The 22,349-nt window shown below is 69.2% G+C and carries 22 protein-coding genes, 1 tRNA gene and 1 riboswitch; of the genes, 9 read left to right on the top strand and 14 right to left on the bottom strand.

Annotated features, from left to right (window positions below):
• Positions 1-452 (bottom strand): MIP/aquaporin family protein (locus ABIB15_RS10095; protein ID WP_354477789.1); only part of this gene is annotated, 452 nt, incomplete at its 3' end.
• Between the two features lie 377 nt (positions 453-829).
• On the opposite strand from ABIB15_RS10095, the gene ABIB15_RS10090 reads away from it, so the two are divergent.
• From ABIB15_RS10090 to ABIB15_RS10065, 6 genes are all read left to right on the top strand, one after another.
• Positions 830-1,390, top strand: coding sequence for a GNAT family N-acetyltransferase (locus tag ABIB15_RS10090; protein ID WP_354477772.1), 561 nt, complete (start codon positions 830-832; stop codon positions 1,388-1,390).
• Between the two features lie 79 nt (positions 1,391-1,469).
• A riboswitch (FMN riboswitch) is annotated at positions 1,470-1,623 on the top strand.
• Between the two features lie 80 nt (positions 1,624-1,703).
• The gene (gene ribD / locus ABIB15_RS10085; RefSeq protein WP_354477769.1) at positions 1,704-2,774 is read left to right on the top strand and encodes a bifunctional diaminohydroxyphosphoribosylaminopyrimidine deaminase/5-amino-6-(5-phosphoribosylamino)uracil reductase RibD; all 1,071 of its coding nucleotides are present in this window, start codon (positions 1,704-1,706) and stop codon (positions 2,772-2,774) included.
• Entirely contained in the window at positions 2,774-3,388 is a 615-nt protein-coding gene (locus ABIB15_RS10080) for a riboflavin synthase (protein ID WP_354477766.1), read from the top strand. Before ribD ends, ABIB15_RS10080 begins: the two co-directional genes overlap by 1 nt.
• The gene (gene ribB / locus ABIB15_RS10075) at positions 3,385-4,683 is read left to right on the top strand and encodes a 3,4-dihydroxy-2-butanone-4-phosphate synthase (RefSeq protein ID WP_354477763.1); all 1,299 of its coding nucleotides are present in this window, start codon (positions 3,385-3,387) and stop codon (positions 4,681-4,683) included. Before ABIB15_RS10080 ends, ribB begins: the two co-directional genes overlap by 4 nt.
• Positions 4,680-5,153: a 6,7-dimethyl-8-ribityllumazine synthase gene (gene ribH / locus ABIB15_RS10070; RefSeq protein ID WP_354477760.1), complete on the top strand. Its 474-nt coding sequence runs from the start codon at positions 4,680-4,682 to the stop codon at positions 5,151-5,153. The genes ribB and ribH overlap by 4 nt, the downstream gene beginning before the upstream one ends.
• Positions 5,154-5,312: 159 nt before the next feature.
• Complete coding sequence (locus ABIB15_RS10065) at positions 5,313-6,632, top strand: MFS transporter (RefSeq protein WP_354477757.1); 1,320 nt, start codon at positions 5,313-5,315, stop codon at positions 6,630-6,632.
• A 265-nt stretch (positions 6,633-6,897) separates the two neighbouring features.
• Here ABIB15_RS10065 and ABIB15_RS10060 read toward each other — a convergent pair whose 3' ends face one another.
• Genes ABIB15_RS10060 through ABIB15_RS10050 form a run of 3 tightly spaced genes read right to left on the bottom strand, consistent with a single transcriptional unit; the run spans position 6,898 to position 9,496 of the window.
• Positions 6,898-7,725, bottom strand: a complete 828-nt coding sequence (locus ABIB15_RS10060; protein WP_354477754.1) for an ABC transporter permease — start codon at positions 7,723-7,725, stop codon at positions 6,898-6,900.
• On the bottom strand, positions 7,722-8,573 hold the full coding sequence (locus ABIB15_RS10055) for an ABC transporter permease (RefSeq protein ID WP_354477751.1): 852 nt from the start codon (positions 8,571-8,573) through the stop codon (positions 7,722-7,724). The genes ABIB15_RS10060 and ABIB15_RS10055 overlap by 4 nt, the downstream gene beginning before the upstream one ends.
• The gene (locus ABIB15_RS10050; RefSeq protein WP_354477748.1) at positions 8,570-9,496 is read right to left on the bottom strand and encodes an ABC transporter ATP-binding protein; all 927 of its coding nucleotides are present in this window, start codon (positions 9,494-9,496) and stop codon (positions 8,570-8,572) included. Before ABIB15_RS10050 ends, ABIB15_RS10055 begins: the two co-directional genes overlap by 4 nt.
• A gap of 96 nt (positions 9,497-9,592) precedes the next feature.
• Between ABIB15_RS10050 and ABIB15_RS10045 the strand changes: the two genes are divergently transcribed.
• The gene (locus tag ABIB15_RS10045; RefSeq protein WP_354477745.1) at positions 9,593-11,515 is read left to right on the top strand and encodes an ABC transporter ATP-binding protein; all 1,923 of its coding nucleotides are present in this window, start codon (positions 9,593-9,595) and stop codon (positions 11,513-11,515) included.
• Between the two features lie 211 nt (positions 11,516-11,726).
• Here ABIB15_RS10045 and ABIB15_RS10040 read toward each other — a convergent pair whose 3' ends face one another.
• Positions 11,727-12,275, bottom strand: coding sequence for a TetR/AcrR family transcriptional regulator (locus ABIB15_RS10040; protein WP_354477742.1), 549 nt, complete (start codon positions 12,273-12,275; stop codon positions 11,727-11,729).
• Between the two features lie 92 nt (positions 12,276-12,367).
• On the opposite strand from ABIB15_RS10040, the gene ABIB15_RS10035 reads away from it, so the two are divergent.
• Positions 12,368-13,918 (top strand): MFS transporter, encoded by a 1,551-nt coding sequence (locus ABIB15_RS10035; RefSeq protein ID WP_354477739.1) that lies wholly within the window; start codon positions 12,368-12,370, stop codon positions 13,916-13,918.
• Between the two features lie 27 nt (positions 13,919-13,945).
• Here ABIB15_RS10035 and ABIB15_RS10030 read toward each other — a convergent pair whose 3' ends face one another.
• From ABIB15_RS10030 to ABIB15_RS10015, 4 genes are all read right to left on the bottom strand, one after another.
• On the bottom strand, positions 13,946-14,749 hold the full coding sequence (locus ABIB15_RS10030; RefSeq protein WP_354477736.1) for a TrmH family RNA methyltransferase: 804 nt from the start codon (positions 14,747-14,749) through the stop codon (positions 13,946-13,948).
• A complete protein-coding gene (locus ABIB15_RS10025; protein ID WP_354477733.1) occupies positions 14,746-16,212 on the bottom strand; it encodes an NAD-dependent succinate-semialdehyde dehydrogenase in 1,467 nt (488 codons plus the stop codon). The genes ABIB15_RS10030 and ABIB15_RS10025 overlap by 4 nt, the downstream gene beginning before the upstream one ends.
• 82 nt (positions 16,213-16,294) lie before the next feature.
• Complete coding sequence (locus tag ABIB15_RS10020) at positions 16,295-16,900, bottom strand: isochorismatase family protein (protein WP_354477730.1); 606 nt, start codon at positions 16,898-16,900, stop codon at positions 16,295-16,297.
• Entirely contained in the window at positions 16,897-17,892 is a 996-nt protein-coding gene (locus ABIB15_RS10015) for a Gfo/Idh/MocA family protein (RefSeq protein ID WP_354477727.1), read from the bottom strand. The genes ABIB15_RS10020 and ABIB15_RS10015 overlap by 4 nt, the downstream gene beginning before the upstream one ends.
• A gap of 100 nt (positions 17,893-17,992) precedes the next feature.
• Between ABIB15_RS10015 and ABIB15_RS10010 the strand changes: the two genes are divergently transcribed.
• Positions 17,993-18,190: a DUF2256 domain-containing protein gene (locus ABIB15_RS10010; protein WP_354477724.1), complete on the top strand. Its 198-nt coding sequence runs from the start codon at positions 17,993-17,995 to the stop codon at positions 18,188-18,190.
• Here the strand turns inward: ABIB15_RS10010 and ABIB15_RS10005 are convergent.
• From ABIB15_RS10005 to tmk, 5 genes are all read right to left on the bottom strand, one after another.
• Positions 18,167-18,239: transfer RNA gene (locus ABIB15_RS10005), tRNA-Thr, on the bottom strand. The genes ABIB15_RS10010 and ABIB15_RS10005 overlap by 24 nt on opposite strands.
• Before the next feature lie 34 nt (positions 18,240-18,273).
• Positions 18,274-18,921 carry a TetR/AcrR family transcriptional regulator gene (locus tag ABIB15_RS10000; RefSeq protein ID WP_354477721.1) on the bottom strand — a complete coding sequence of 216 codons (648 nt, stop codon included), beginning with the start codon at positions 18,919-18,921 and terminating at the stop codon, positions 18,274-18,276.
• A gap of 63 nt (positions 18,922-18,984) precedes the next feature.
• A complete protein-coding gene (locus ABIB15_RS09995) occupies positions 18,985-20,514 on the bottom strand; it encodes an alpha/beta hydrolase (RefSeq protein WP_354477718.1) in 1,530 nt (509 codons plus the stop codon).
• On the bottom strand, positions 20,511-21,674 hold the full coding sequence (locus ABIB15_RS09990; protein ID WP_354477715.1) for a DNA polymerase III subunit delta': 1,164 nt from the start codon (positions 21,672-21,674) through the stop codon (positions 20,511-20,513). Before ABIB15_RS09990 ends, ABIB15_RS09995 begins: the two co-directional genes overlap by 4 nt.
• 57 nt (positions 21,675-21,731) lie before the next feature.
• The gene (tmk, locus tag ABIB15_RS09985; RefSeq protein WP_354477712.1) at positions 21,732-22,349 is read right to left on the bottom strand and encodes a dTMP kinase; all 618 of its coding nucleotides are present in this window, start codon (positions 22,347-22,349) and stop codon (positions 21,732-21,734) included.

Raw genomic sequence — 22,349 nt, 5'->3', positions numbered from 1 at the left:
TCGCCCTGGCGGCCGAAGGCGATCACGACGAACACGAGCACGAAGGTGCCGATGATCTCCGTGGCGAGGTTCCAGCCGTAGGAGCGGATCGCGGGCCCGGTGGAGAACACGCCGAGCTTGTTGGCCGCCTCCGGCTCGTCGTCGAAGTGCTGCTTGTACGCGATCCAGACGACGACGGCACCGAGGAAGGCTCCGAGGAATTCACCGGCGAAGTAGACCAGCACCGAGATCACGTTGACCGGAACACCCGAGCCGAATTCGGTCGCGCCATTGGCGACGAGTCCGATCGTGACGGCCGGGTTGAGGTGCGCACCCGAGTTGTACGCGACGATCACGCCGGCGAAGACGGCGAGTCCCCAGCCGAACGTCACCATCAGGAATCCGCCGCCGAGGCCCTTGTTCTTGGCGAGGGCGACGTTCGCCACAACTCCGCAACCGAGGAGCGTCAGCATCCCCGTCCCGAGCACTTCCGAGAGAAAAACTATTCCGAGATTGTCCACGTTGACCCTCAATCATCATTGATGCCGCTACCGAGCGACTTCGGTGCGTGCAGTGACAATCCCGCCAGAGCGAGCGCCTGCCGCGCAACGCAATTGAACATACGTGCAGGGCCTCGAATCTGGATGAATGGTCGTCCGCGGGGGCTCGAGGCCCGAAATTCCGGGGAATTTGCGGGTTCTTGCGGTGTTCGCACCCTCGGGTGGCCGACGTGCCGCTCGGGGCCCGACGGCGCGAGGCGCTGCACAGATAGTCAGCGGATTCACGGCTGCGTATCGGCCCGGGTGAGGCTGAGAGAATTGAATCTCGGGCGCGAACGGGGGCGGATGCAATGGATCGGGTAGCCCTCGAGTCACACCGCGTCGTGCTCGATCCTCCGCTGTCGACGGACGTCGACGACATCACCCGGTACTGCCAGGATCCCCTGTTCGAGCGATTTCTCACCGTTCCCTGGCCGTACAGCAGGGCGGATGCCGAGTACTTCGTGAACGACCACATCCCGACCGGCTGGACGACAGGCGATGAGCTGACCTGGGCGATCCGAGCCGAGCGCGGGGGCCCGCTGCTGGGGGTCATCGGGCTCCGAGTTCCGACCTCCGACGTCGGGTTCTGGATGGGCGCTGAGCACCGTGGCCGGGGCCACATGTCGGAGGCGCTGCGTCTCGTCGCCGACTGGACTCTCGGCACCGGCTTCGCGGGCATCCGGGAGATCGGCTGGGAGTGCATTGTCGGAAACGCGGCATCCGCGTCCGTGGCACGGCGCTGCGGATTCCGCTTCACGGGCGAGGGGCCGTCGCGCATCGCCCACCGCGACGGGTCCCATCCGGCGAGCTGGCGGGGCGCGCTGCGCGATACGGATGACCGCGCGCCCAAGCCGGGGTGGCCGGCATGACCAGCCACGGCACCCCCACGGCACTGTGACGAAGGAATACACGGGCCTCTGGAGCGTTGAGTACACTCAGAACCAGAAGTACGTGCTCCGGGGTCGGTGAAATTCCGAACCGGCGGTGATAGTCCGCGACCCGAGGCCACTCACATGAGAGGCAGCGGTTGAGCCGGTGGAATTCCGGGACCGACAGTTATGAGACCGCAAGGTCTCTCAGTCTGGATGAGAGGTAGCACGAGCGGTCGCCTGACGACGCCCGCACGTCGTCAGCGACGCACGAATCCCGGAGTCCGTCTCACAACGAGATGTCAGGAACCGGATGTTGAACACGGCAGGGATCGAGACCGCCATGCGGCGCGCCCTCGCGCTCGCCGCCCGTGGACCGGCGACCGGCCCCAACCCGCGGGTCGGCTGCGTGATCCTGTCGGCAGCCGGCGCGGTGATCGGCGAGGGCTGGCACCGCGGGGCCGGCACCGCCCACGCCGAGGTCGCCGCGCTGATCTCCCTCCCGAATCCGGATGCTGCCAGGGGTGCGACCGCGGTCGTCACGCTCGAGCCGTGCAACCACACCGGGCGGACCGGCCCGTGCAGTGCCGCGCTCATCGCCGCGGGGATCACGCGCGTCGTCTATGCCGTCGCCGACCCGGGGCAGCACTCCCGCGGAGGCGCCGGCCGCCTCGCCGAGGCCGGAGTCGTGGTCGAGGCCGGAGTGCTCGAGGGAGAAGCCGAGGCGTTCTTGCGCACGTGGCTCACCTCGGTGCGCCTCGAGCGCCCGTTTGTCACCCTCAAGTGGGCCTCGACCCTCGACGGCCGCACGGCGGCGGCCGACGGCACGAGCCGCTGGATCACCGGCACGGCCTCCCGGCAGCGTGTGCACGAGCAGCGCGCAGCATCCGACGCCATCATCGTGGGCACCGGCACCGTGCTCGCCGACGACCCGGCCCTGACCGCTCGCGGCGACGCCGGCGAACTGCTCGGGCACCAGCCGATCCCCGTGGTCATCGGCGAGCGCACCGCGCCGGCGGATGCCAAGCTGCGAGCGCACCCGCGCGGGCTCATCGAGACCGCCAGCCGCGACCTCGCCGCCGTGCTCTCCGGATTGTTCGAGCTCGGCATCCGCCACGCCTTCGTCGAGGGGGGCCCCACCCTCGCGAGCGCATTCGTCGCCGCGGGACTCGTCGACGAGTACCTCATCTACCTCGCCCCCAGCCTGCTCGGCGGCGACAGGCTCGCGATCGGCGACATCGGCGTCGCCACCATAGGCGAGGCGCGGCGGCTGCGCATCACGTCCGTCGAGCACCTGGGCGACGACCTGCTCATCACCGCGGCGCCGCACGGGCCGGTCACGCCGCGGCGCCACCCATCAGCCCCGCTCGAGAGGAACGCCTAGTGTTCACCGGAATCATCGAAGAGCTCGGCGAGATCGTGAAATGGGAGCCGACGGAGGATGCGGCGCGGCTCACCGTTCACGGCCCCATCGCCGTGAGCGACGCGCGCCACGGCGACTCGATCTCGGTCAGCGGTGTGTGCCTCACGGTCGTCGACCAGGGGGTCGACTGGTTCACCGCCGACGTCATGGCACAGACCATCGCGATGAGCACGTTCGCCTCGCCCGCGCCGGGCGACCGGGTGAACCTCGAACGCGCCGCACAGGTGGGCGACCGCCTCGGCGGCCACATCGTGCAGGGCCACATCGACGGCACGAGCACGCTGCTGTCGATCACCGAGGGCGGCGCCTGGCGGGTGCTGCGGTTCAGCCTGTCGGGCGGTATCGCCCCGCTCGTGGCCAACAAGGGCTCGATCGCCGTCGACGGTGTCTCGCTCACGGTCAGCGCGGTCGGCAACGACAACGGCGACTGGTTCGAAGTGTCGCTGATCCCCGAGACCCTCGCCGTCACGACCCTCGGCCTCAAATCGGTGGGAGACACCGTCAATATCGAAACCGACATCCTGGCTCGCCACGTCGAGCGCATGCTGCAGTACACCGGAAGGAGAGACGCATGAGTCTCGCCGACATCCCCACAGCCCTCGACGCCCTGCGCGCCGGACGGCCCATCATCGTCGCCGACGACGAGGGCCGCGAGAACGAGGGCGACGTCATCATCGCCGCGGAGCTCGCCACTCAGGAATGGATGGCCTGGATGGTGCGCAACACCTCCGGCTTCATCTGCGCCCCGATGTCGAACGAGCTCGCCGACCGGCTCGAGCTGCCCGTCATGGTGGTCAACAACGAGGACCCACGCGGCACCAATTACACGGTCACCGTCGACGCTGCCGACCGGATCAGCACGGGCATCAGCGCCGCCGACCGGGCACACACCCTCCGGGTGCTCGCCGACGTGACGTCCACTCCCGCGAGCCTCAACCGCCCCGGCCACATCCTGCCGCTGCGGGCGGTCGACGGAGGAGTGCGCGAGCGCAGCGGCCACACCGAGGCCGCCGTAGACCTGCTCAAGCTCGCCGGGCTCATCCCCGTCGGCGCGATCAGCGAGATCGTCGCCGAGGACGGCGAGATGATGCGCCTGCCCGGGCTGATCGAGCTCGGCGCCCGCGAGAACGTGCCGGTCATCACGATCGAATCGCTCATTGCCTACCTCCAGGAGGTGCTCTGCGACGTGCAGGTGCCGGTCACGCTGCCGGTTCCCGAGACCTCCCGGGTGATCTTCGAGGTCGAGACCGTGGTGCCGACGACTCACGGCCCGTACCGCATCCGCGCCTACCGGGACCGGATGACGGGCGCCGACCATATCGCGATCATCGCAGGCTCCCCCGCCGACGGCGCCCTGGTGCGCGTGCACTCCGAGTGCCTCACCGGCGAGGTTCTCGGGTCGCTCAAATGCGAGTGCGGGCCACAGCTCGACGCCGCCCTCGACGCCATCCAGAACGAGGGCGGAGTCGTCATCTACATGCGCGGCCACGAGGGGCGCGGCATCGGCCTCATCAACAAGCTCAAGGCGTACCGCCTGCAGGAGGACGGCCTCGACACCCTCGATGCCAACATCGCGCTGGGCTTCCCCGCCGACGGGCGCGACTACGGCGCCGCCGTGGCGATCCTCGGCGACCTCGGCCTGAGCAGCATCCGCGTGATCACCAACAACCCCGACAAGCTGGAGCAGCTGACCGCCCGCGGGATCACCGTTCTCGAGCAGGTGCCGCTCGTCGTCGGCGTCGACGGCTTCAACGAGGCGTACCTCGGCACCAAGCGCGACCGGATGGGCCACATCCTCCCGGGCGACGGATTCCTCGACCGCGCGGTTACCGCCGCTGCGGCACAATCACTGAGAGAGCAGGAACTATGAGCGGCGCAGGCGCACCAGAGGTCACCCCCATCGACGGCACCGGACTGAAGGTGACGATCGTCGCCGGGCTGTGGCACGAGGTGATCGCCGAGGGGCTGCTCGCCGGCGCCCGGCGCTACCTCGCCGAAACTGGCGCGCAGGTGACCGAACTGCGCGTATCGGGCAGCTTCGAGCTGCCCGTCGCGAGCCGCGCAGCGCTGGATGCTGGCGCGGATGCCGTCGTGGCCCTCGGCGTCATCATCCGCGGCGGCACCCCCCACTTCGAATACGTCGCGAGCGCGGCCACGCAGGGCCTCACCCAGGTGAGCGTGCTGACCGGCAAACCCGTCGGCTTCGGCGTGCTGACGATCGACACCGAGGAGCAGGGCATCGACCGCGCGGGCCTCGCCGGTTCGACAGAGGACAAGGGCGCCGAAGCGGCCGAGGCCGCACTGTCGACGGCGGTGCTGATCCGCTCCCTCGCGGTCTAGCCATGCGCAACCCGCTGCTGTTCCTCGTGAAGTGGGGGGCTGCGATCGCGGCGGTCGCGATCGCGGTGCTGTTCGTGCAGAAGGTGCTTCTCTGAGGCGTAGGGTCGGAGTGGGCCGCGAGTCGCGGCATCCATCCCCCACCCCCCGCGGAGCCGTCGAATGAGCACGTCCACGTCCACACCGGTCACGACCAACCCGAGATCGCGGGTCATCTTCGCGAGCCTCATCGGAACCTCGATCGAGTTCTACGACTTCTACGTGTACGCGACCGCCGCGGTGCTCGTGTTCCCTGCGCTGTTCTTTCCGGGCGACGACCCCACTCTGTCGCTGCTGAAGTCGTTCGCGGCCTTCGGTGCGGCGTTCATCGCCCGCCCGATCGGCTCCATCGTGTTCGGGCACTTCGGCGACCGCATCGGCCGCAAGGGCACCCTCGTCGCATCGCTACTCACGATGGGCGTCGCGACCGTGCTGATCGGATGCCTCCCGACGGCACTCACCCCCGGCTGGGAGATCCTCGCACCGGCGCTGCTCGTGCTGATGCGGTTCGCCCAAGGACTCGGACTCGGCGGCGAGTGGAGCGGCGCGGCGCTCCTCGCGACCGAGAACGCCCCCGCCGGTCGGCGTGCGATCTACGGCACCTTCCCCCAGCTCGGCGCCCCGATCGGATTCATCGTCGCCAACGGCGTCTTCCTGCTGCTCGCCACAACCATGTCGCCGGAGACGTTCCTCGAGTGGGGCTGGCGGGTGCCGTTCCTCGCGAGCGCCGTGCTCGTCATCATCGGCCTGTACGTGCGGTTCAAGCTGATCGAAACGCCCTCCTTCCAGAAGGCGGTCGCCACGGGCGAGGTCGTCAAGGTCCCACTCGCGCGGGTGTTCCGGTCGAACTGGCGCGAGCTCATCCTCGGCACGTTCATCATGCTCGCGACCTACACGCTGTTCTACCTGATGACGACCTACACGCTCACCTACGGAACGACCCCGGTCGACGCCCCGGTCGCCGGTCTGGGCTTCGAGCGCAACACCTTCCTCGTCATGCTCATCATCGGCGTCGTGTTCTTCGGTATCTTCACCCTCGTGTCCGGGCCGCTCGCCGAGAGATTCGGCCGCCGCGCGCACCTGATCGTGACGACGATCGCGATCATCGTGTTCGGGCTGCTGTTTGTGCCGCTGTTCGCCGCCGGCACCGTCGGCGTCTACGCGCTTCTCATCATCGGTTTCACCCTCATGGGTCTGACTTTCGGGCCGATGGGCGCGTTGCTGCCCGAGCTGTTCCCGACGAACGTGCGCTACACCGGCTCGGCGATCAGCTACAACGTCGCGTCGATCCTGGGCGCGGCCGTCGCCCCGTTCATCGCCGTTGCCCTCTGGGGCGCCGCCGGTGGCAGCCCCGTGCTGGTCGGCGTGTACCTGAGCTCGATGGGCGCGATCACCCTCGTGGCTCTGCTGCTGAGCAAGGAGACGCGCGACGTCGACTACTGACTTTCATTATTCAGGAGTGTGCGGGCGGGTGGCTTTCATTATTCAGGAGTCTGGCCCCGCGGCAACTTCATCATTCAGGAGCGGCACCGTCGCGGAGTGCCGCAGGACCCCCGCATCCGCCGGAATATGGGGCCGGATGCCGGCGCCGAGGTCACTTCAGCACCCAGACTCCTGAATTGTGCAGGTCACCCTGACCCCCGACTCCTGAATAATGAAAGCCAGCCGGCCGCACACTCCTGAATAGTGAAAGCCGGAAGCCCGGGGGTCAGTCTAGGAAGAGCTTCTTCAGGCGCGAGGTCGTGAAGACGAGCCCGATGGCGATCATCACGACGTAGTAGAGCACGTGGCCGAGCAGTGCCACGCTGAGCGCGCCCGTCGTCAGGCCCCGGATGAGCTCCACGCCGTGCCACAGCGGCAGTGCCTGCACCACCAACTGGATCGGCTCGGGGTACACCGAGAGCGGGTAGAACGTGGCCGAGAACAGGAACATCGGCAGCATCACGAAGTTGATCCAGTCCATCTGCTGGAACGTCGTCAGGTAGCTCGTCACGGCCATGCCAAGGCTCGCGAAGCCGAACGCGATGAGCACCACCGCCGGCAGAGCGAGGATCGCGGTCCACGACAGGTTGAGCCCGAGCGATTGCATGATGATGAGGAAGCCGAGCGCGTAGAGCACCCCGCGCAACAGGGCTAGCCCGATCTCGCCGAGGGCGACGTCGAGCGGGCCGAGTGACGTCGTCAGCATCCCCTCGTACAGCTTCGCGTAGTTCATCTTGAAGAACACATTCCAGGTGGAGTCGTAGATCGCACCGTTCATCGCCGAGACCGCGAGCAGCGCCGGCGCGATGAAGGCCGCGTACGACACCTCCTGCCCCGTGGTCGTCACCACCGTGCCGACGAGCGCGCCGAGGCCGATCCCCATCGAGAGCAGGTAGAAGACCGGCTCGAAGAATCCGCTCACGACGATCGCCGCGTTCGAGCTGCGGGTGGCGAGCAGCCCGCGGCTCATGACCGCTCCGGAGTTGCGGGCGTAGACGGCGCCGAGGAAGCGGTTCCTGGTGGCGCCGAGCGGCCGGGTCGGGGCGAAAGTCATTTGTTGAGCCTCGCCGTGAAGACGCGCTGCGACATGGGCCAGCAGACCACGATGATCGCCGCGGGGTAGAGCACGTGCACCGCGGTGAGCCAGGCCGGCTCCGCGAGAGAGTAGCTGATCACCCGACCGAGCTCCGTGCCGTGCCAGAGCGGCGAGATCCAGCCGATCCACTGCAGGTAGACGGGAAGCTGTGTGAGGGGGAAGAACGTGCCGGAGAACAGCAGCATCGGGGTGATCCCGAAGCGCATGATCAGCGCCATCTGCCCTTTGTCCTGCTCGATCCGCGCCGTGTACGCCATGATCGCAACGCCGACCGACATCGCCGCGAGCACCGCGACGGGAATCATCAGGATGCCGACGGCGGAGGGTACCGCCCCGAACAACACCATCGCGATAAAGTAGATCACGCAGGTCGGCACCATGCGGGCGAGCACCGAGATCAGGATGCCGTTGGTGATCTGGCCGCCGGTGATCGGTGCCGCGTTCATGCCGAAGAAGATCGGGTTCCACTTGAAGCCGAGCATGATCGGGTAGGTGAATTCCTCCGCCGAAACCATCACGGCGGCGAGCCCCAGTAGGGCGGGTGCGACGAAGACGAGGTAGCTGACTCCCTGCACGGCATCGTCGCCGAGGTTCGCGTCGACGAGGGTGGCGAGCCCGATGCCGAGCGCGAAGAGGTAGATGAGCGGGTTCCCGATGCTGGTCGCGAGGATCGTCTGCCCGTAGGAGCGCATGCTCCGGATGCGGTGCTCCGCCACGTACCACGACCCGTAGCGCCGCGGCCGCACCCCGCCGGCCAGGGCGCGCTCGCGCCAGGCGGCATCCGACAGCACCGCCCGCTCACTCAATCGACGAGGGTCCGTCCGGTGAGCCGCAGGAAGACGTCCTCGAGGCTGGAGCGGCGCACGAGGCTCGTGATGGGCTCGTGCCCGAGCTGGGTGATGCGCTCGAGCACCGCCTCGCCGTTGGAGCTGTAGATGAGCACCCGGTCGGGGAGCACCTCGATGCGATCGCCGATGTCCGCGAGCTGCTCGCCCATCGCCTCGTTGCGCTCGGAGCCGAAGCGCACCTCCAGCACCTCCCGGCTCGAGTACTCGCGGATGAGCGAGGCCGGCGAGCCCTCCGCCATGATCTGGCCCTTGTCGACCACGACGAGCCGGTCGCAGAGCTGCTCGGCCTCGTCCATGTAGTGGGTCGTCAGCACGAGGGTCGTGCCCTGCTCCTTCAGGCGGAACAGGCGGTCCCACAGGATGTGCCGGGCCTGCGGATCGAGTCCGGTGGTCGGCTCGTCGAGCAGCAGGATGCGCGGGTCGTTGATCAGGGCCCGGGCGATCGTGAGGCGTCGCTTCATTCCGCCGCTGAGGTCGTCGACCTTCGACTTCGCGCGGTCGGCGAGCTGCGCGAACTCGAGCAGCTCGTCGGCGCGCTTGGCGACCTGGGCGCGGGGCAGCCCGAAATAGCGGCCGTAGACGATGAGGTTGTCGCGCACCCGCAGCTCCATGTCGAGGTTGTCTGCCTGCGGAACGACGCCGAGCTGCGACCGGATCTCGGGACCGTACTGGTCGGGGTCGAGGCCGAGGATCGCCAGGTCGCCGCTCGTGCGGGTGGAGACCGCCCCGACCATGCGCATGGTCGTCGACTTGCCGGCGCCGTTGGGCCCGAGCAGGCCGAAGGACTCGCCGGGGGCGACCTCGAACGAGATGCCGTCGACGGCCGCGAAACCCTTGTAGGCCTTGGTCAGGGCGGAGGCTGTGATCACGGGAGCTGGCACGATCCCAACACTAACCCGGCCCGCAGACCTCGCCGCGGCATGCCCTCAGCGAACTGGGCAGGGAACACTCCGCGCGCGAGGATACGCTTTCTAGCGATGAGCACTTCACGCAGCACGCCGCCCCGAGTTCGCCGCGGCTTCGGCAGGCCGGTCGACGACACCGGTCCCCGCGCCACCTTCAGCCAGCTGATGCCGTACCTTCTCGAGCACCGCCGGGTGCTCGGGTTCGTCATCGTGCTCAGCGTGCTCGGAGCTGCCGCATCGCTCGCCCAGCCGCTGCTCGTCAGCAACGTCATCTCGGTCGTCGAGGCGGGCGACTCCCTGCAGGGGCTCGTCTGGCTCCTCGTGGGGCTGGTGGTCGCGTCCGGACTCATCAGCGGATTCCAGCACTACCTGTTGCAGCGCACCGGTGAGGGGGTCGTGCTCTCGAGCCGGCGCCGTCTCGTGACCCGCATGCTGAACCTGCCGATCAGCGAGTTCGACCTGCGCCGCACGGGCGACCTCGTCTCGCGGGTCGGCTCCGACACGACCCTTCTGCGCGCCGTCCTCACCCAGGGGCTGGTCGAGGCGATCGGCGGCTCGCTCACCTTCGTCGGGGCGCTCATCGCGATGCTCGTGATCGACCCGGTCCTGCTCGGGCTGACGGTGCTCGTCATCGCCGTCTCCGTCGTCACCGTCGTGACCCTCAGCCGCCGCATCCGCGTCGCGAGCCGCAAGGCGCAGGAGAAGGTCGGCGACCTCGCCGCCGCGGTCGAGCGGTCGATCAGCGCCGTGCGCACGATCCGGGCATCCAACGCAGCCGACCGGGAGATCGCCGCCGTGCACAAGGATGCCGAGGGCGCCTGGCGCATGGGAATCAGCGTCGCCAAGATCTCCGCGCTCGTCGTGCCGATCGCCGGGATCGCGCTGCAGGTCTCGTTCCTCGTGGTGCTGGGCGTTGGGGGTTACCGGGTCGCGAGCGGCGCGCTCACCGTCGCCGACCTTGTCGCGTTCATCCTGTTCCTCTTCCTGATGATCATGCCGCTCGGCCAGGCGTTCGGGGCGATCACAGCGGTCAACCAGGCGCTCGGGGCGCTCGGCCGCATCCAGGAGATCATCGGCCTGCCGACCGAGACCGAGCGCGACGACGAGATCGCGGCCACCGCCGAGGCGCCTACCTCGTCGGACGATGCGATCCGTTTCGAGAACGTGGAGTTCCGCTACAGCGAGCTGCCGCCGGAGGAGTCGGGCGAGGCGATTGTCGTGACCGACCAGGACCCGATGGCCGAGCTGGTGGGGGTCCCCGCCGGTGCGCGCGCGGTCGAGGCCGAGGTCGCGATCGAGACGGGGCCGCGCGACCGCACCGTGCTGCGCGGGGTCTCCTTCAGCGCACCGAAGGGCAAGCGCACTGCCCTCGTCGGGCCGTCCGGCGCGGGCAAGAGCACGATCCTCGCCCTGATCGAGCGGTTCTACGACCCGAGCGGCGGCGTCATCCGGCTCGGGGGCGTCGACCTCCGCGCCCTCGACCGCGAGGCCCTTCGTGCCCAGATCGGCTATGTGGAGCAGGATGCCCCGGTGCTCGCGGGCACGCTACGCGAGAACCTCGTGCTCGGCGCTCCCGGCGCGAGTGACGACGACTGCATCCGAGTGCTGCGGGACGTCAACCTCACCGAGGTGCTCGAGCGCAACCCGCTCGGGCTCGGCGCACCCGTCGGCGAGGACGGCGTGATGCTCTCCGGCGGCGAGCGTCAGCGCCTGGCCATCGCCCGCACACTGCTCGCCGCGCCGCCGATCCTGCTGCTGGACGAGTCGACGTCGTCGCTCGACGGGCTCAACGAGCAGATGCTGCGCGAGGCGATCGACGCGGTCGCCGAGAACCGCACGCTCATCGTCATAGCGCACCGGCTGTCGACCGTGGTCGACTCCGACCAGATCGTCGTGCTCGACCATGGACTCGTGGTCGGCGTGGGCACGCACTCCGAGCTCGTCGCATCCACCCCGCTGTACAAGGAACTCGCGAAGCACCAGCTGCTGGTCTAGCCGGGTCGGCACTTTCATTATTCAGGAGGAGGTTTCAATATTCAGAAGCGGCCGGGCAGCGGGACGAATCATCTGCGGTCGGCCGCCGCGTGCGGCGTACTGAGCTCGGTACTGGGCCCGACTTTCCGCAGTAGCCACGGTGGCTCAGAAGCCACGCCGGCCAGACTCCTGAATAATGAAAGCCAGCCAGCCAGCCCAGCCAGCGGCGCTGCTAGCCGACGATCTTGTCGATGACGCGGAAGAGCCGCTCGAGCTCGAGGTCGTCGCCGGCGACATCCGACTCGACAGGCGGCGACCCGGTCGGAAGCCGGAACAGGGCCTCGTAATAGAGCCCGTCGCCCATCAGCTTGATGGCCTGTGCCGCGTCGTCGTCGCGGAGGGCGTCGCCGAGGATGGCGAGCCACTGCGCTTCCACCGCCCGCAGCGTCGCGACTGCCTCAGCGTTGCCACCCTGGTGCAGCCGCGCGACCGCGACAATCGCGCGGTCGAGGGGCGTGCCACGATAGCGGGACGAGCGGATGTAGAAGCGGGCCGGGCCCTCGGCGGCCGAGCGCATGAGGGCTGCGTCGTCCGCGGCGAGCGAGGCGAGTCGCTCGCAGACCCCGTGGGCCAGCAGGTCCTTGCTCGGGAAGTGGTAGACCAGCCCCCCTTTCGACACGCCCGCCCGCGCCGCGACGGCATCGAGGGTCGCCGCGCGCTCGCCCTCGGTGAGCAGAAGCTCCTCGAAGGCGTCGAGGATACGGTCGCGCGCGGATGCCATGCGCCGAGCCTACCGCCCCACGACTTGTAACTGTACCGACTAGTCGGTACAGTTGACCGGGTCGGCGCCCGCCGGCCCCAACAAGGCACCCCATGACAGACCCCACCACCCATCCGACCGCCACCCGCACCGCACGCTCCGCCGACGACCCCGAAATCAGTGCGCGCCCGCGCGACTGGGCCGCCCTCGTGGTGCTGATGCTTCCCGTGCTGCTCGTCTCGATCGACAACACCGTGCTGAGCTTCGCACTGCCCGCCATCTCGCTCGAGTTCACCACGAGCGGCACCATGCTGCTCTGGATCGTCGACTCGTACCCCCTCGTGCTCGCGGGGCTCCTCGTCGCCATGGGCAGCTTCGGCGACCGCTTCGGTCGACGGCGGATGCTCATCGTCGGCGCCATCGGCTTCGGGCTACTCTCGGTCGTCGCGGCGTTCGCCGAGTCGGCCGGCGCCCTCGTCGCCTCCCGCGCCGCCCTCGGCTTCTTCGGCGCCATGCTCATGCCGTCGACACTGTCGCTGCTGCGCAACATCTTCCTCGACCGCGACCAGCGGCGCCTCGCACTGGCCATCTGGGCTTCCGGCTTCGCCGCGGGAAGCGCGCTCGGGCCCATCGTCGGCGGGTTCCTCATCGAGGGCTTCGGGTGGCGCTCGGTGTTCCTGCTCGCCGTTCCGATGCTGGCCCTCATGCTCGTGTTCACCCCCCTTCTCGTGCCCGAGTCGAAGGACCCGAATCCGGGGCCCGTCGATCCGCTCAGCGTCGTGCTCTCGATCGCGACGCTGTTCCCGCTCGTGCTGGCCATCAAGTCGTTCGCGACCGACGGGGTCGGCCCCGTGGCGGCGGCCGGACTGGCGGTCGCCGCGGCTGCCGGCTTCTGGTTCGTGCGCCGCCAGCTCGCTCGCCCCGTGCCGATGCTCGACGTGCGGCTGTTCTCCTATGCCCCGTTCAGCGGGGCGGTGCTCGTCAACTTCCTCGCGGTCTTCTCGCTCACCGGATTCCTCTACTTCGGTGCGCAGCACCTGCAGCTCGTGCTCGGGCTGGGGCCGGTGCAGTCCGGGCTGCTGCTGCTGCCGGGGCTGCTCATGATGATCGCGATGGGCCTCGCCGCCGTGCGGATAGTGCGGCACGTGCATCCGCGAGTCGTCATCGCCGCCGCCCTGGTGCTGTCGGCGATCGGCTACCTCCTCATCGCGGTCGTCGGCAACGGCACGTCCGGGCTGGCTCTTGCGGTCGCCTTCGCGGTGCTGAGCGCCGGAATCGGCGCCTCGGAGACGCTGTCGAACGACCTCATCGTGTCGGCGGTGCCGGCGGAGAAGGCCGGGTCGGCGGCCGGCATTTCCGAGACCGCGTACGAGGTCGGAGCCGTCTTCGGCACCGCCGTGCTCGGCAGCATCCTCGTCTCGTCCTACCGCGACGCGATCGACCTGCCCGCCGGCCTCTCGGAGCGCCAGCAGTCCATCTCCTCCGAGACCCTCGGCGGCGCGATCAACGTGGCTGGCGAGCTGCCGCTCCCGCTCGGCCAGGCCCTGATCGAGACCGCGCGGCACGCGTTCGACAGCGGCATCACCACGACCGCGGGCATCGGAGCCGTGCTGATGGTCGCGGCGAGCGCCCTCGCCTGGCGCACGCTGCGCCGCGCGAGGTAGCGCCGGCGCGGCTCAGGCCAGCGCGGCTCAGGCCAACGCGTACATCGCCACGGCCGCGGTCGCCGCGACGTTGAGCGAGTCGATGCCATGCGCCATCGGAATCCGCACCACGGTGTCGGCGGCCGCGACCGCCTCGGCGGTCAGCCCCTCCCCCTCCGCCCCGAGCACGAGGGCGACCCTCTCCGGGGCGCGCGCGGCGAACTCGCGCAGGGCCACGGCATCCGGGGCCAGGGCGAGCGCGGCGATGTGGAATCCGGATGCGGACAGCAGCGCACGCGTCGATGCCCAGTCGCCGACGCGGGTCCACGGCACCTGCAGCACGGTGCCCATGCTCACGCGGATGGAGCGCCGGTAGAAGGGGTCGGAGCAGCGCGGGGTGACGAGCACGGCATCCGCCCCGATCGCGCCGACCGAGCGGAAGATCGCGCCGACGTTCGTGGGGTCGGCGACGTTCTCGAGGATCACGACCCGGGTCGCGCCCTTGAGCAGCGACGACACGGTCGGCAGCGCCGGTCGGTGCATCGCGGCGATCAGGCCCCGGTGCAGCACATAGCCGGTGAGCTCCTCGAGCAGCTCACCCGGCCCGGAGAAGACCGGAATGTCGCGGTCGCCGAGCGCGGCGATCGCGTCGTCGACGGAGGCGCCGAGCGCGAGCACCGATCGCGGCTCGTGCCCGGCGGCGAGCGCCCGCTGCAGCACGAGCAGCGACTCGGCGATGTAGAGCCCGTGCTCGGTGCCGCGCGCCTTCTTCAGGGCGACGTCGGTGAGGTGGGCGTAGTCGGCAAGGCGGGGGTCGTCGAGGGAGGTGATCTCGATGACGCGCGGGGTCACGCGAATGGGTTCGGAGTGAGCGTGTATTTGGTCTCGAGGTACTCGTGGATGCCCGACGTGCCGCCCTCGCGCCCGAGCCCGGACTGCTTGATGCCGCCGAACGGTGCCGCCGCGTTCGAGATCACACCCACGTTGAGGCCCATCATGCCGGTGGCGAGGCTGTGGATCATCCGCTGTCCGCGCGCGAGGTCCCGCGTGAAGACGTAGCTCACGAGGCCGTACTCGGTGTCGTTGGCCTTCGCCACGGCATCCGCCTCGTCGGTGAACGTGATGATCGAGAGCACCGGTCCGAAGATCTCCTCGCGCAGGATGTCGCTGCCCGCCACAACCCCGGTGAGCACGGTGGGGGCATAGAACGTGCCGACGCCGTCGATCGCCGAGCCGCCGGTGAGCACCGTCGCTCCGCGCGAGACGGCGTCGTCGACGAGGGCGCCCGCCTTCGCCACCGCATCCGCGTTGATGAGCGGGCCGATGCGCACACCTTCCTCGGTTCCGCGGCCGACGACGAAGTCATTGACTGCGGCGGTGACGCGAGAGGCGAACTCGTCGGCGATCGACTCGTGCACGATGAAGCGGTTCGCCGCCGTGCAGGCCTCGCCGATGTTGCGGAACTTCGCGAGCAGCGCCCCCTCGACGGCGCGGTCGAGGTCGGCGTCGTCGAACACGACGAAGGGGGCGTTGCCCCCGAGCTCCATCGAGGTGCGCAGCACGCCGTCGGCGGCCTGCTTGAGCAGCGCGACGCCGACCGGGGTCGACCCGGTGAAGCTGAGCTTGCGCAGCCTCGTGTCGGCGATGATCGGCTCGCTCACGTCGCGTGAGGTGGAGGTGGTGATCACGTTGACGACTCCGGCGGGGAGGCCCGCGTCTTCGAGCAGCTTCGCGAAGTACAGGGTGGTGAGCGGGGTGAGCTCGGCGGGCTTGATGACCGAGGTGCAGCCGGCGGCGATCGCCGGCGCGATCTTGCGGGTCGCCATCGCCAGCGGGAAGTTCCACGGGGTGATCAGGAACGACGGGCCGACCGGGCGATGGGTCACGATCATGGTGCCGCTGCCCTCGGGGTTGGTGCCGTAATGCCCCGAGATGCGCACCGCCTCCTCACCGAACCAGCGCAGGAACTCGCCGCCGTAGGTGACCTCGCCGGTCGACTCCGCGAGCGGCTTGCCCATCTCGAGCGTCATCAGCAGCGCAAACTCGTCCTTGCGCTCCTGCAGCAGATCGAACGCGCGCCGGAGGATCTCGCCGCGCACCCGGGCCGGCGTCGCCGCCCAGGAGTCCTGCGCCGCGACGGCAGCATCCAGCGCCCTCGCGCCGTCGGCCACGGAGGCATCCGCGATCCGGGCGATCACGAGTCCCGTCGCGGGGTCGCTCACCTCGATCGTGCGGCCGGAGGTCGAGTCGACCCACTCCCCGCCGATGAACAGCTGGGTGGGGACCTTGGCGAGCAGTGCGGATTCGGTGATCATGCAGATGTCTCCTGTGACTCGTGCTTGGGTGATGCCGCGACGCGCGAGGGGCGCGCGCGGGTGGATGCTGGGTGGTGCCTTCTCACTCGGACCGTGTGACGTCCGCTCCGGCCAGGGACAGGGTGGCGAGGGCCGCGGCGCTGGACTCCTCGGCGACACCGGCAACGAGGTCGCTCAGCACCCGCACCCGCCGACCCGATTCGAGGGCATCCCGCGCCGAGGCCAGCACGCAGTAGTCGGTCGCGATACCGGCGACGTCGATATCGGTGATGCCGAGCTCGTCAAGCTTCTCGCCCAGGCTCTCGCCGCCGTCGGTGATGCCCTCGAAGATCGAGTACGCGGGCCGGCCCTGGCCCTTGCGCACGTGCCAGCCGACCGGGCGCGTGTCGAGATCGGGGTGGTACTCGGCACCGGGAGTTCCCGCCACGCAGTGCCTCGGCCAGGTCACGATGAAGTCGGGCTCGCCGCCGAGTGCGAAGTGGCCGCCGTTGTCGTTGTCGCCGTCGTGCCAGTCGCGCGAGGCGAAGACCTCGTCGTAGCGTTCCGGATGCCGCGCGAGCAGTTCGCTGATGCCTGCAGCGACGGCCGCTCCCCCGGCGACGCCGAGCGCCCCGCCCTCGGTGAAGTCGTTCTGCACGTCGATGATGAACAGCGCCAGGCGGCGCTCCTGATCAGGCTTCTCGGTCACACCTTCATGATATCGGCCGGGTACCCGAGGCCGATCTGGTTGCGGATCGCGTCGAGGGTGCCCATGATGGCGACGGTCTCGGCCGGGGGCAGCACGGTGCCGGCCGTGAGCCCGCCCTCGACGAGCCGCTCGAGCTCGGCGGCCTGGAACTGCATTCCGCGCGGGGCCACCTCGTGCTCGTAGCGCTCGACGACGGTTCCGGAACTGTCGAACACGGTGAACCCGGTCGGCGTGTACCAGACGCTGTCGATGGCGATCCAGCCGTCCGCGCCGAGGATCGTCGCGGTGTTCGGGCCGGACGTGTCGAGGGCGGTGTGCAGGAGGGCCTGAGCCCCGCTCTCGTAGCCGAGGATGATCGCGGTCTGCCGGTCGACGCCCGTCGCGCTCATCGACGCGCTGGCCCGAACGGTCGCGGGTGCCCCGAAGATGTCCCAGGCGAACGAGACGGGATAGATGCCGAGGTCGAGCAGCGCGCCGCCGGCGAGGGCCGGGTCGTTGAGGCGGTGCGTCGGATCCGTCGGCAGCTTCTGGTTGTGGTCGGCGATGAGGGTGCGCACCTCGCCGATCGTGCCGGCGGCGAGCACCTCGCGGATGCGCACCATGTGCGGCAGGAACCTCGTCCACATCGCCTCGAGCAGCACGAGCCCGGACTTCTCAGCGAGCTCGACGAGCACCGCGGCCTGCTCGGCGGTCACGGTGAAGGCCTTCTCGAGCAGCACGTGCTTGCCCGCCTCGAGCGCGAGCCTGGCCTGCTCGTAGTGCAGGGAGTGCGGCGTTCCGATGTAGACGATGTCGACATCCGGGTCCTCGACGAGCGCGCGGTAGCTGCCGTGCGCCGCGGGGATGCCGAAGCGGTCGGCGAATTCGCGGGCGGATGCTTCGGAGCGCGAGCCGACGGCCGTCACGGCGAATCCGTTGCCAATGAGGTCTTCGGTCTGCTTGGTTGAGATGAAGCCGGGGCCGAGAATGCCCCATCGAAGCGTGCCTGGCACTTGTTTACCCTTCCGCGGCGTTCGGCCGAACGCCAAGGCAAAATCTAGCAGCGACTGCTCGCGTGTGCCGTCGGGACCGCGCAGAACCTAGGCTGCCCGTATGACTCGAGTGGCACAGACCAAGAACGGCCATCCGCCGAAGACCTGCCCCGTGTGCGCTCGCCCCTTCGAGTGGAGGAAGAAGTGGGAACGGTCGTGGCCCGACGTCGTGTACTGCTCCGACAGGTGTCGGAGCCAGCGCGAAAGGCCGGGTGAACGTGGGGACCAGCGGGGGAGCCGCCTGTCAGAATCGAACTGACGACCTTCTCATTACGAGTGAGATGCTCTACCAACTGAGCTAAGGCGGCGCGTCAACCGCGAGCGGTGGCACAGCAAGAAAGCTTAGCCGATCATTTTCGACCGCGCGGTCACGAGGATCTCGGCGAGCTGGCCGAAGGTGTCCCTCAGCCGGTCGGCGAGCGGCATCCGTCCCTCGGCGTCCGCCCACGACGCCCACGCGTGCCGCATGGCGCCGAACGCGACGAGCGTGATCAGGCGGGCACGGTCGGTGAGCGCCTCCGGGTCAGCCGCGAGCTGTGGGTCGTCGCGCTCGAGGCGACGGGCGACGACGACCGCGAGCTCGTCCTCGAAAACGCGCATTGTCGCCATCCGCAGGGCGAAGAGCTGCGGATACTCCTTGAGAGCCCGTCGGCGCAGGTGCAGCAGTTCGAGCTCGTCGCCGGCCGACTCGACGGCCGTCGCGAGAAGTTCGGACAGCCCCGAAAGCACGTCCTGGCCCGGGCCGGCCTCCACGAACGCGGCGAGGTCGCTCTCGCCGGGCAGGCTCGGTCCGTCACCGATCGCTGCGGCCTCCTTCGAGGCAAAGTAGTTGAAGAATGTGCGCGGGGAGATGTCGGCCAGGTGGCTGATCTCCTCGACCGTGACCTGGTCGTAGCCCTTCTCCTCCATGAGCTCGAGCACGGCCTTCTGGATCGCCCGGCGGGTCGCCAATCGCTTGCGCTCGCGCAGTCCGACGGCCCCGATACTCATGCGACTATTCTTGCCTGCTGTGCAAATTTGCACAAACTCGGCTGCGCGTGCAGCTTTAGGAGGTCAGCACAGCGGGTCGGTGGCCGGCACGGCACCGTCGATGAAGTAGTCGTCGACGGTGTCATTGATGCACGCGTTCGATTTGTTGTAGGCGGTGTGCCCCTCGCCGTCGTAGGTGACGAGGTGTCCGTTCTCGAGCTGTGCCGCGAGGTTCTCGGCCCAGACGTAGGGGGTGGCCGGGTCGTTGGTGGTGCCGACGACGAGGATGGGTGCCGAGCCGGCCGCGTCGATCGCGACCCGCTCCCTGGTCGACGGGAACGGCCAGTTCGCGCATCCGATCGCCCCGTACGACATCGACGGCCCGAAGACCGGAGCGAGGCGGGCGAGCTCCTCCGCCTCCGCGGCGAGTGCCTCGGGATTCGCGTCGGAGGAGTAGTCGAGGCAGTTGATTGCGATGAACGCCTCGGTCGAATTGTCGGCGTAGGTGCCGTCCGGGTCGCGACCGTAGTAGCTGTCGGCCAGCTGGAGGGCGTAGTCGGCATCGCCGGCGAGCACCGACGCGAAGAGGTCGTTGAGATACACCCAGTTGCCAGCGTTGTAGAGCGGCAGGATGATCGCGTAGAACATGCTGCCGCTGCCGAGCTGCCGCCCGTCGGTGGCGCGCAGCGGGCTCGCGTCGAGGCTGTCGAGCAGCGCCCGGATCTGCAGCGTCGCCTCGTCGACCGTGCCGGTGAACGCGCAGTCCTCCCCGGTTATGCAGTCGGTGAGGAAGGCCCGCAGGGCGCTCTCGAACCCCTGCGCCTGGGTGGCGCTCACCTCGAACTCGGTCGTGGCGGGATCGACGGCGCCGTCGAAGACGAGTCGGCCCGTCGTGTCGGGGTAGAGGTCGGCGTAGGTCGCGCCGAGCAGGGTGCCGTAGGAGTAGCCGAGGTAGTTGAGCTTCTCGTCGCCGAGGATGGCGCGCAGCAGGTCGAGGTCGCGGGCGGCGCTGACCGTGTCGACGTAGCCGAGCAGCTCGCCCGTGTTCTCGAGGCACGCGGCGCCGAACTCGCGCGAGGCCGCGGCCAGCTCGTCGAGGTAGGCGGGGGTTCCGGGTTCGTTCTGCGGCAGCTCGAACAGGTAGGCGTCGAGCTCGGCCGGGTCGTCGTAGCACGACACCGCCGACGACGCGTTGACGCCTCGCGGGTCAAACCCGACTACGTCATAGCTGCCCTGCAGCCGGTCCGAGACGGCGTAGTCGAGACTGTCGCGCACGAAGTCGTAGCCGGACCCGCCAGGGCCTCCCGGGTTCACCAGCAGTGATCCCATCGTGCCGCCGCCCGCCGTCTGGCGGATGAGCGCGAGCTCGATCGACTCGCGCCCGGGGTCGGCCCAATCGAGCGGCGCCTCGGCGCTGGCGCACTGGAAGTCACCCTCGCAGGGCGTCCACTCGAGAACCTGCGAGTAGAAACCCTCCAGGTCGGCCGCCACCTTCTCGCCCGTCGGGGTCGACACGGACTCGCGCTTCTCCGGCAGGAAGGCCGACACGCATCCGCTGAGCGGGATCACGAGAGCGAGGGCGGCGGCGGTGAGGGCGAGCCGGCGAGCGGTCATGGTCGGGGCGCCTTCCGGATGGCGGAGATGAGCATCGCCTCGAGGGCCAGTGCCGGCCCGACATTGCCCTCGATGCGACGCCGGGTCGTGGTGACGGCATCCATCGTCGCCAGGGTCTGCTCCGGGGTCGACGCACGGCTCGCCGAGATGAGGTCGGGGAGGATGGCCACGTTGATGAGGTCGTCGTCAACGCCGAGCTGCATGAGCAGGATGTCGCGGTAGAGCGACAAGAGGTCGACCATGATGCGGTCGAGGCCGTCTCGGAGGCTCCGCGTCGCGCGACGCTTCTGGTCCTCCTCGAGATTCTTCAGCTGGCCGCGCAGGCCCGGCGGCACCGTGCCTCCCGGCTCCACACCGAGGGAGCGCAGGGCGCTCGCCCGCTCCTCTGCGTCGCGCTCCTCGGTGATCGCCTTCGCATCATCGCCGGCGAGTTCGAGCAGGGTCGCCGCCGCGATCACGGCATCCGAGACGGACCGGATGCCGAGGGCCGTCTGCAGGGTCTTCTCCCGACGCCTGCGCGCGTGGTCGTTCGTCGCGAGCCGGTGGGCCATACCGATGTGACTCTGCGCCTCGCGCGCGGCCTGAGTGGCGGTCGGGAGGTCGATGCCGTTGCGCCGGGCGATGAGGTCGGCGACATCGCCGACGCTCGGCACCCGCAGCCGCACGCTGCGCACCCGGGAGCGGATGGTCGGGATCAGGTCGGCCTCGCTCGGGGCACAAAGAATCCAGACGGTGCGCGGCGGCGGCTCCTCGAGGGCCTTCAGCAGCACATTGGAGGCGGTCTCGCGCATGCGGTCGGCATCTTCGATGATCATGACGCGGTAGCTGGCGACCGACGGCGAGTAGTTCGAGCTCTTGACGAGTGCGCGCACCTCGTCGATCGTGATGATCACCCGTTCCGTGCTGAGCACGCCGAGGTCGGGGTGGGAGCGCGCCTCGACCTGCCGGCGGGTGGACTCGTCGCCGTCGGGGTTGCCGGCACTGAGCAGTGCGGTCGCGAACGCGTAGGCAAGGTTCGAGCGGCCGGATCCCGGCGGCCCGGTGATGAGCCAGGAGTGCGTCATCGAACGGCTGGCCTCGCCGCCCACCGACTGCTCGGCGGCAGCGCGGAACGTCGCGATCGCCTCGGACTGGCCCGTCAATTCATCCCATACGGACATGCGGCAAGCCTAACCGGCGCCGCCGACGGCGAACTGCGTACCGGTGAGGCGGTCAGCTCAGAGCAGCTCGGCGACGCGGGAACGGATGATGCCGGCGATCTGCTCGGCGTGGAGTGAGCCGTCGATCACCAGGAACCGGTGGGGCTCCGCGGCGGCGAGGGCGAGGTAGGCGTCGCGCACCCGGGTGTGGAACTCGTCCTTCTCGGCCTCAAGCCGGTCGAAGACCTTCTCGTCGGCGTCGAGACGGGCCCGACCGGCCGCGACATCGAGGTCGAGCAGCACCGTGAGGTCGGGGAGAAGCCCCTCGGTGGCCCAGAGCGACAGGTCGCGCACCTCGACGGGGTCGAGCACCCGCCCTGCCCCCTGGTAGGCGACCGACGAGTCGAGGTAGCGGTCCTGCACCACGACCTCGCCGCGGGCTATCGCCGGACGCACGAGAGTCGCGACATTGTGCGCGCGGTCGGCCGCGTAGAGCAGCGCCTCGGCGCGCGGCGCGATGTAGCCGCGCCGGTGCAGGATGATCTCGCGCAGCTCACGTCCGAGGTCGGTTCCCCCGGGCTCGCGCGAGATGACGACGGTCTTGCCCTGCCCGACGAGCCAGTCGGTGAGCAGCGTCGACTGGGTCGACTTGCCCGAGCCATCGCCGCCCTCGAGGGTGATGAACAGTCCCGGCAC

It is taken from the genome of Marisediminicola sp. UYEF4 (assembly GCF_040546025.1).
Classification (GTDB): Bacteria; Actinomycetota; Actinomycetes; order Actinomycetales; family Microbacteriaceae; genus Marisediminicola.
Note: the sequence above shows the minus strand (reverse complement) of the source record. Positions and strands in the feature narration are given on the sequence as shown.

Bases quoted from the DNA above. Each gene is read 5' to 3' on its own strand.
- ribD (WP_354477769.1), top strand. From the start codon at position 1,704: ATGTTGAACACGGCAGGGATCGAGACCGCCATGCGGCGCGCCCTCGCG.
- ABIB15_RS10025 (WP_354477733.1), bottom strand. From the start codon at position 16,212: ATGATCACCGAATCCGCACTGCTCGCCAAGGTCCCCACCCAGCTGTTC.
- ABIB15_RS10010 (WP_354477724.1), top strand. From the start codon at position 17,993: ATGACTCGAGTGGCACAGACCAAGAACGGCCATCCGCCGAAGACCTGC.
- ABIB15_RS10090 (WP_354477772.1), top strand. From the start codon at position 830: ATGGATCGGGTAGCCCTCGAGTCACACCGCGTCGTGCTCGATCCTCCG.
- ABIB15_RS09990 (WP_354477715.1), bottom strand. From the start codon at position 21,674: ATGTCCGTATGGGATGAATTGACGGGCCAGTCCGAGGCGATCGCGACG.
- ABIB15_RS10060 (WP_354477754.1), bottom strand. From the start codon at position 7,725: ATGACTTTCGCCCCGACCCGGCCGCTCGGCGCCACCAGGAACCGCTTC.
- ABIB15_RS10040 (WP_354477742.1), bottom strand. From the start codon at position 12,275: ATGGCATCCGCGCGCGACCGTATCCTCGACGCCTTCGAGGAGCTTCTG.
- ABIB15_RS10000 (WP_354477721.1), bottom strand. From the start codon at position 18,921: ATGAGTATCGGGGCCGTCGGACTGCGCGAGCGCAAGCGATTGGCGACC.
- ABIB15_RS10035 (WP_354477739.1), top strand. From the start codon at position 12,368: ATGACAGACCCCACCACCCATCCGACCGCCACCCGCACCGCACGCTCC.
- ABIB15_RS10065 (WP_354477757.1), top strand. From the start codon at position 5,313: ATGAGCACGTCCACGTCCACACCGGTCACGACCAACCCGAGATCGCGG.
- ribB (WP_354477763.1), top strand. From the start codon at position 3,385: ATGAGTCTCGCCGACATCCCCACAGCCCTCGACGCCCTGCGCGCCGGA.
- ABIB15_RS09995 (WP_354477718.1), bottom strand. From the start codon at position 20,514: ATGACCGCTCGCCGGCTCGCCCTCACCGCCGCCGCCCTCGCTCTCGTG.
- ABIB15_RS10045 (WP_354477745.1), top strand. From the start codon at position 9,593: ATGAGCACTTCACGCAGCACGCCGCCCCGAGTTCGCCGCGGCTTCGGC.
- ribH (WP_354477760.1), top strand. From the start codon at position 4,680: ATGAGCGGCGCAGGCGCACCAGAGGTCACCCCCATCGACGGCACCGGA.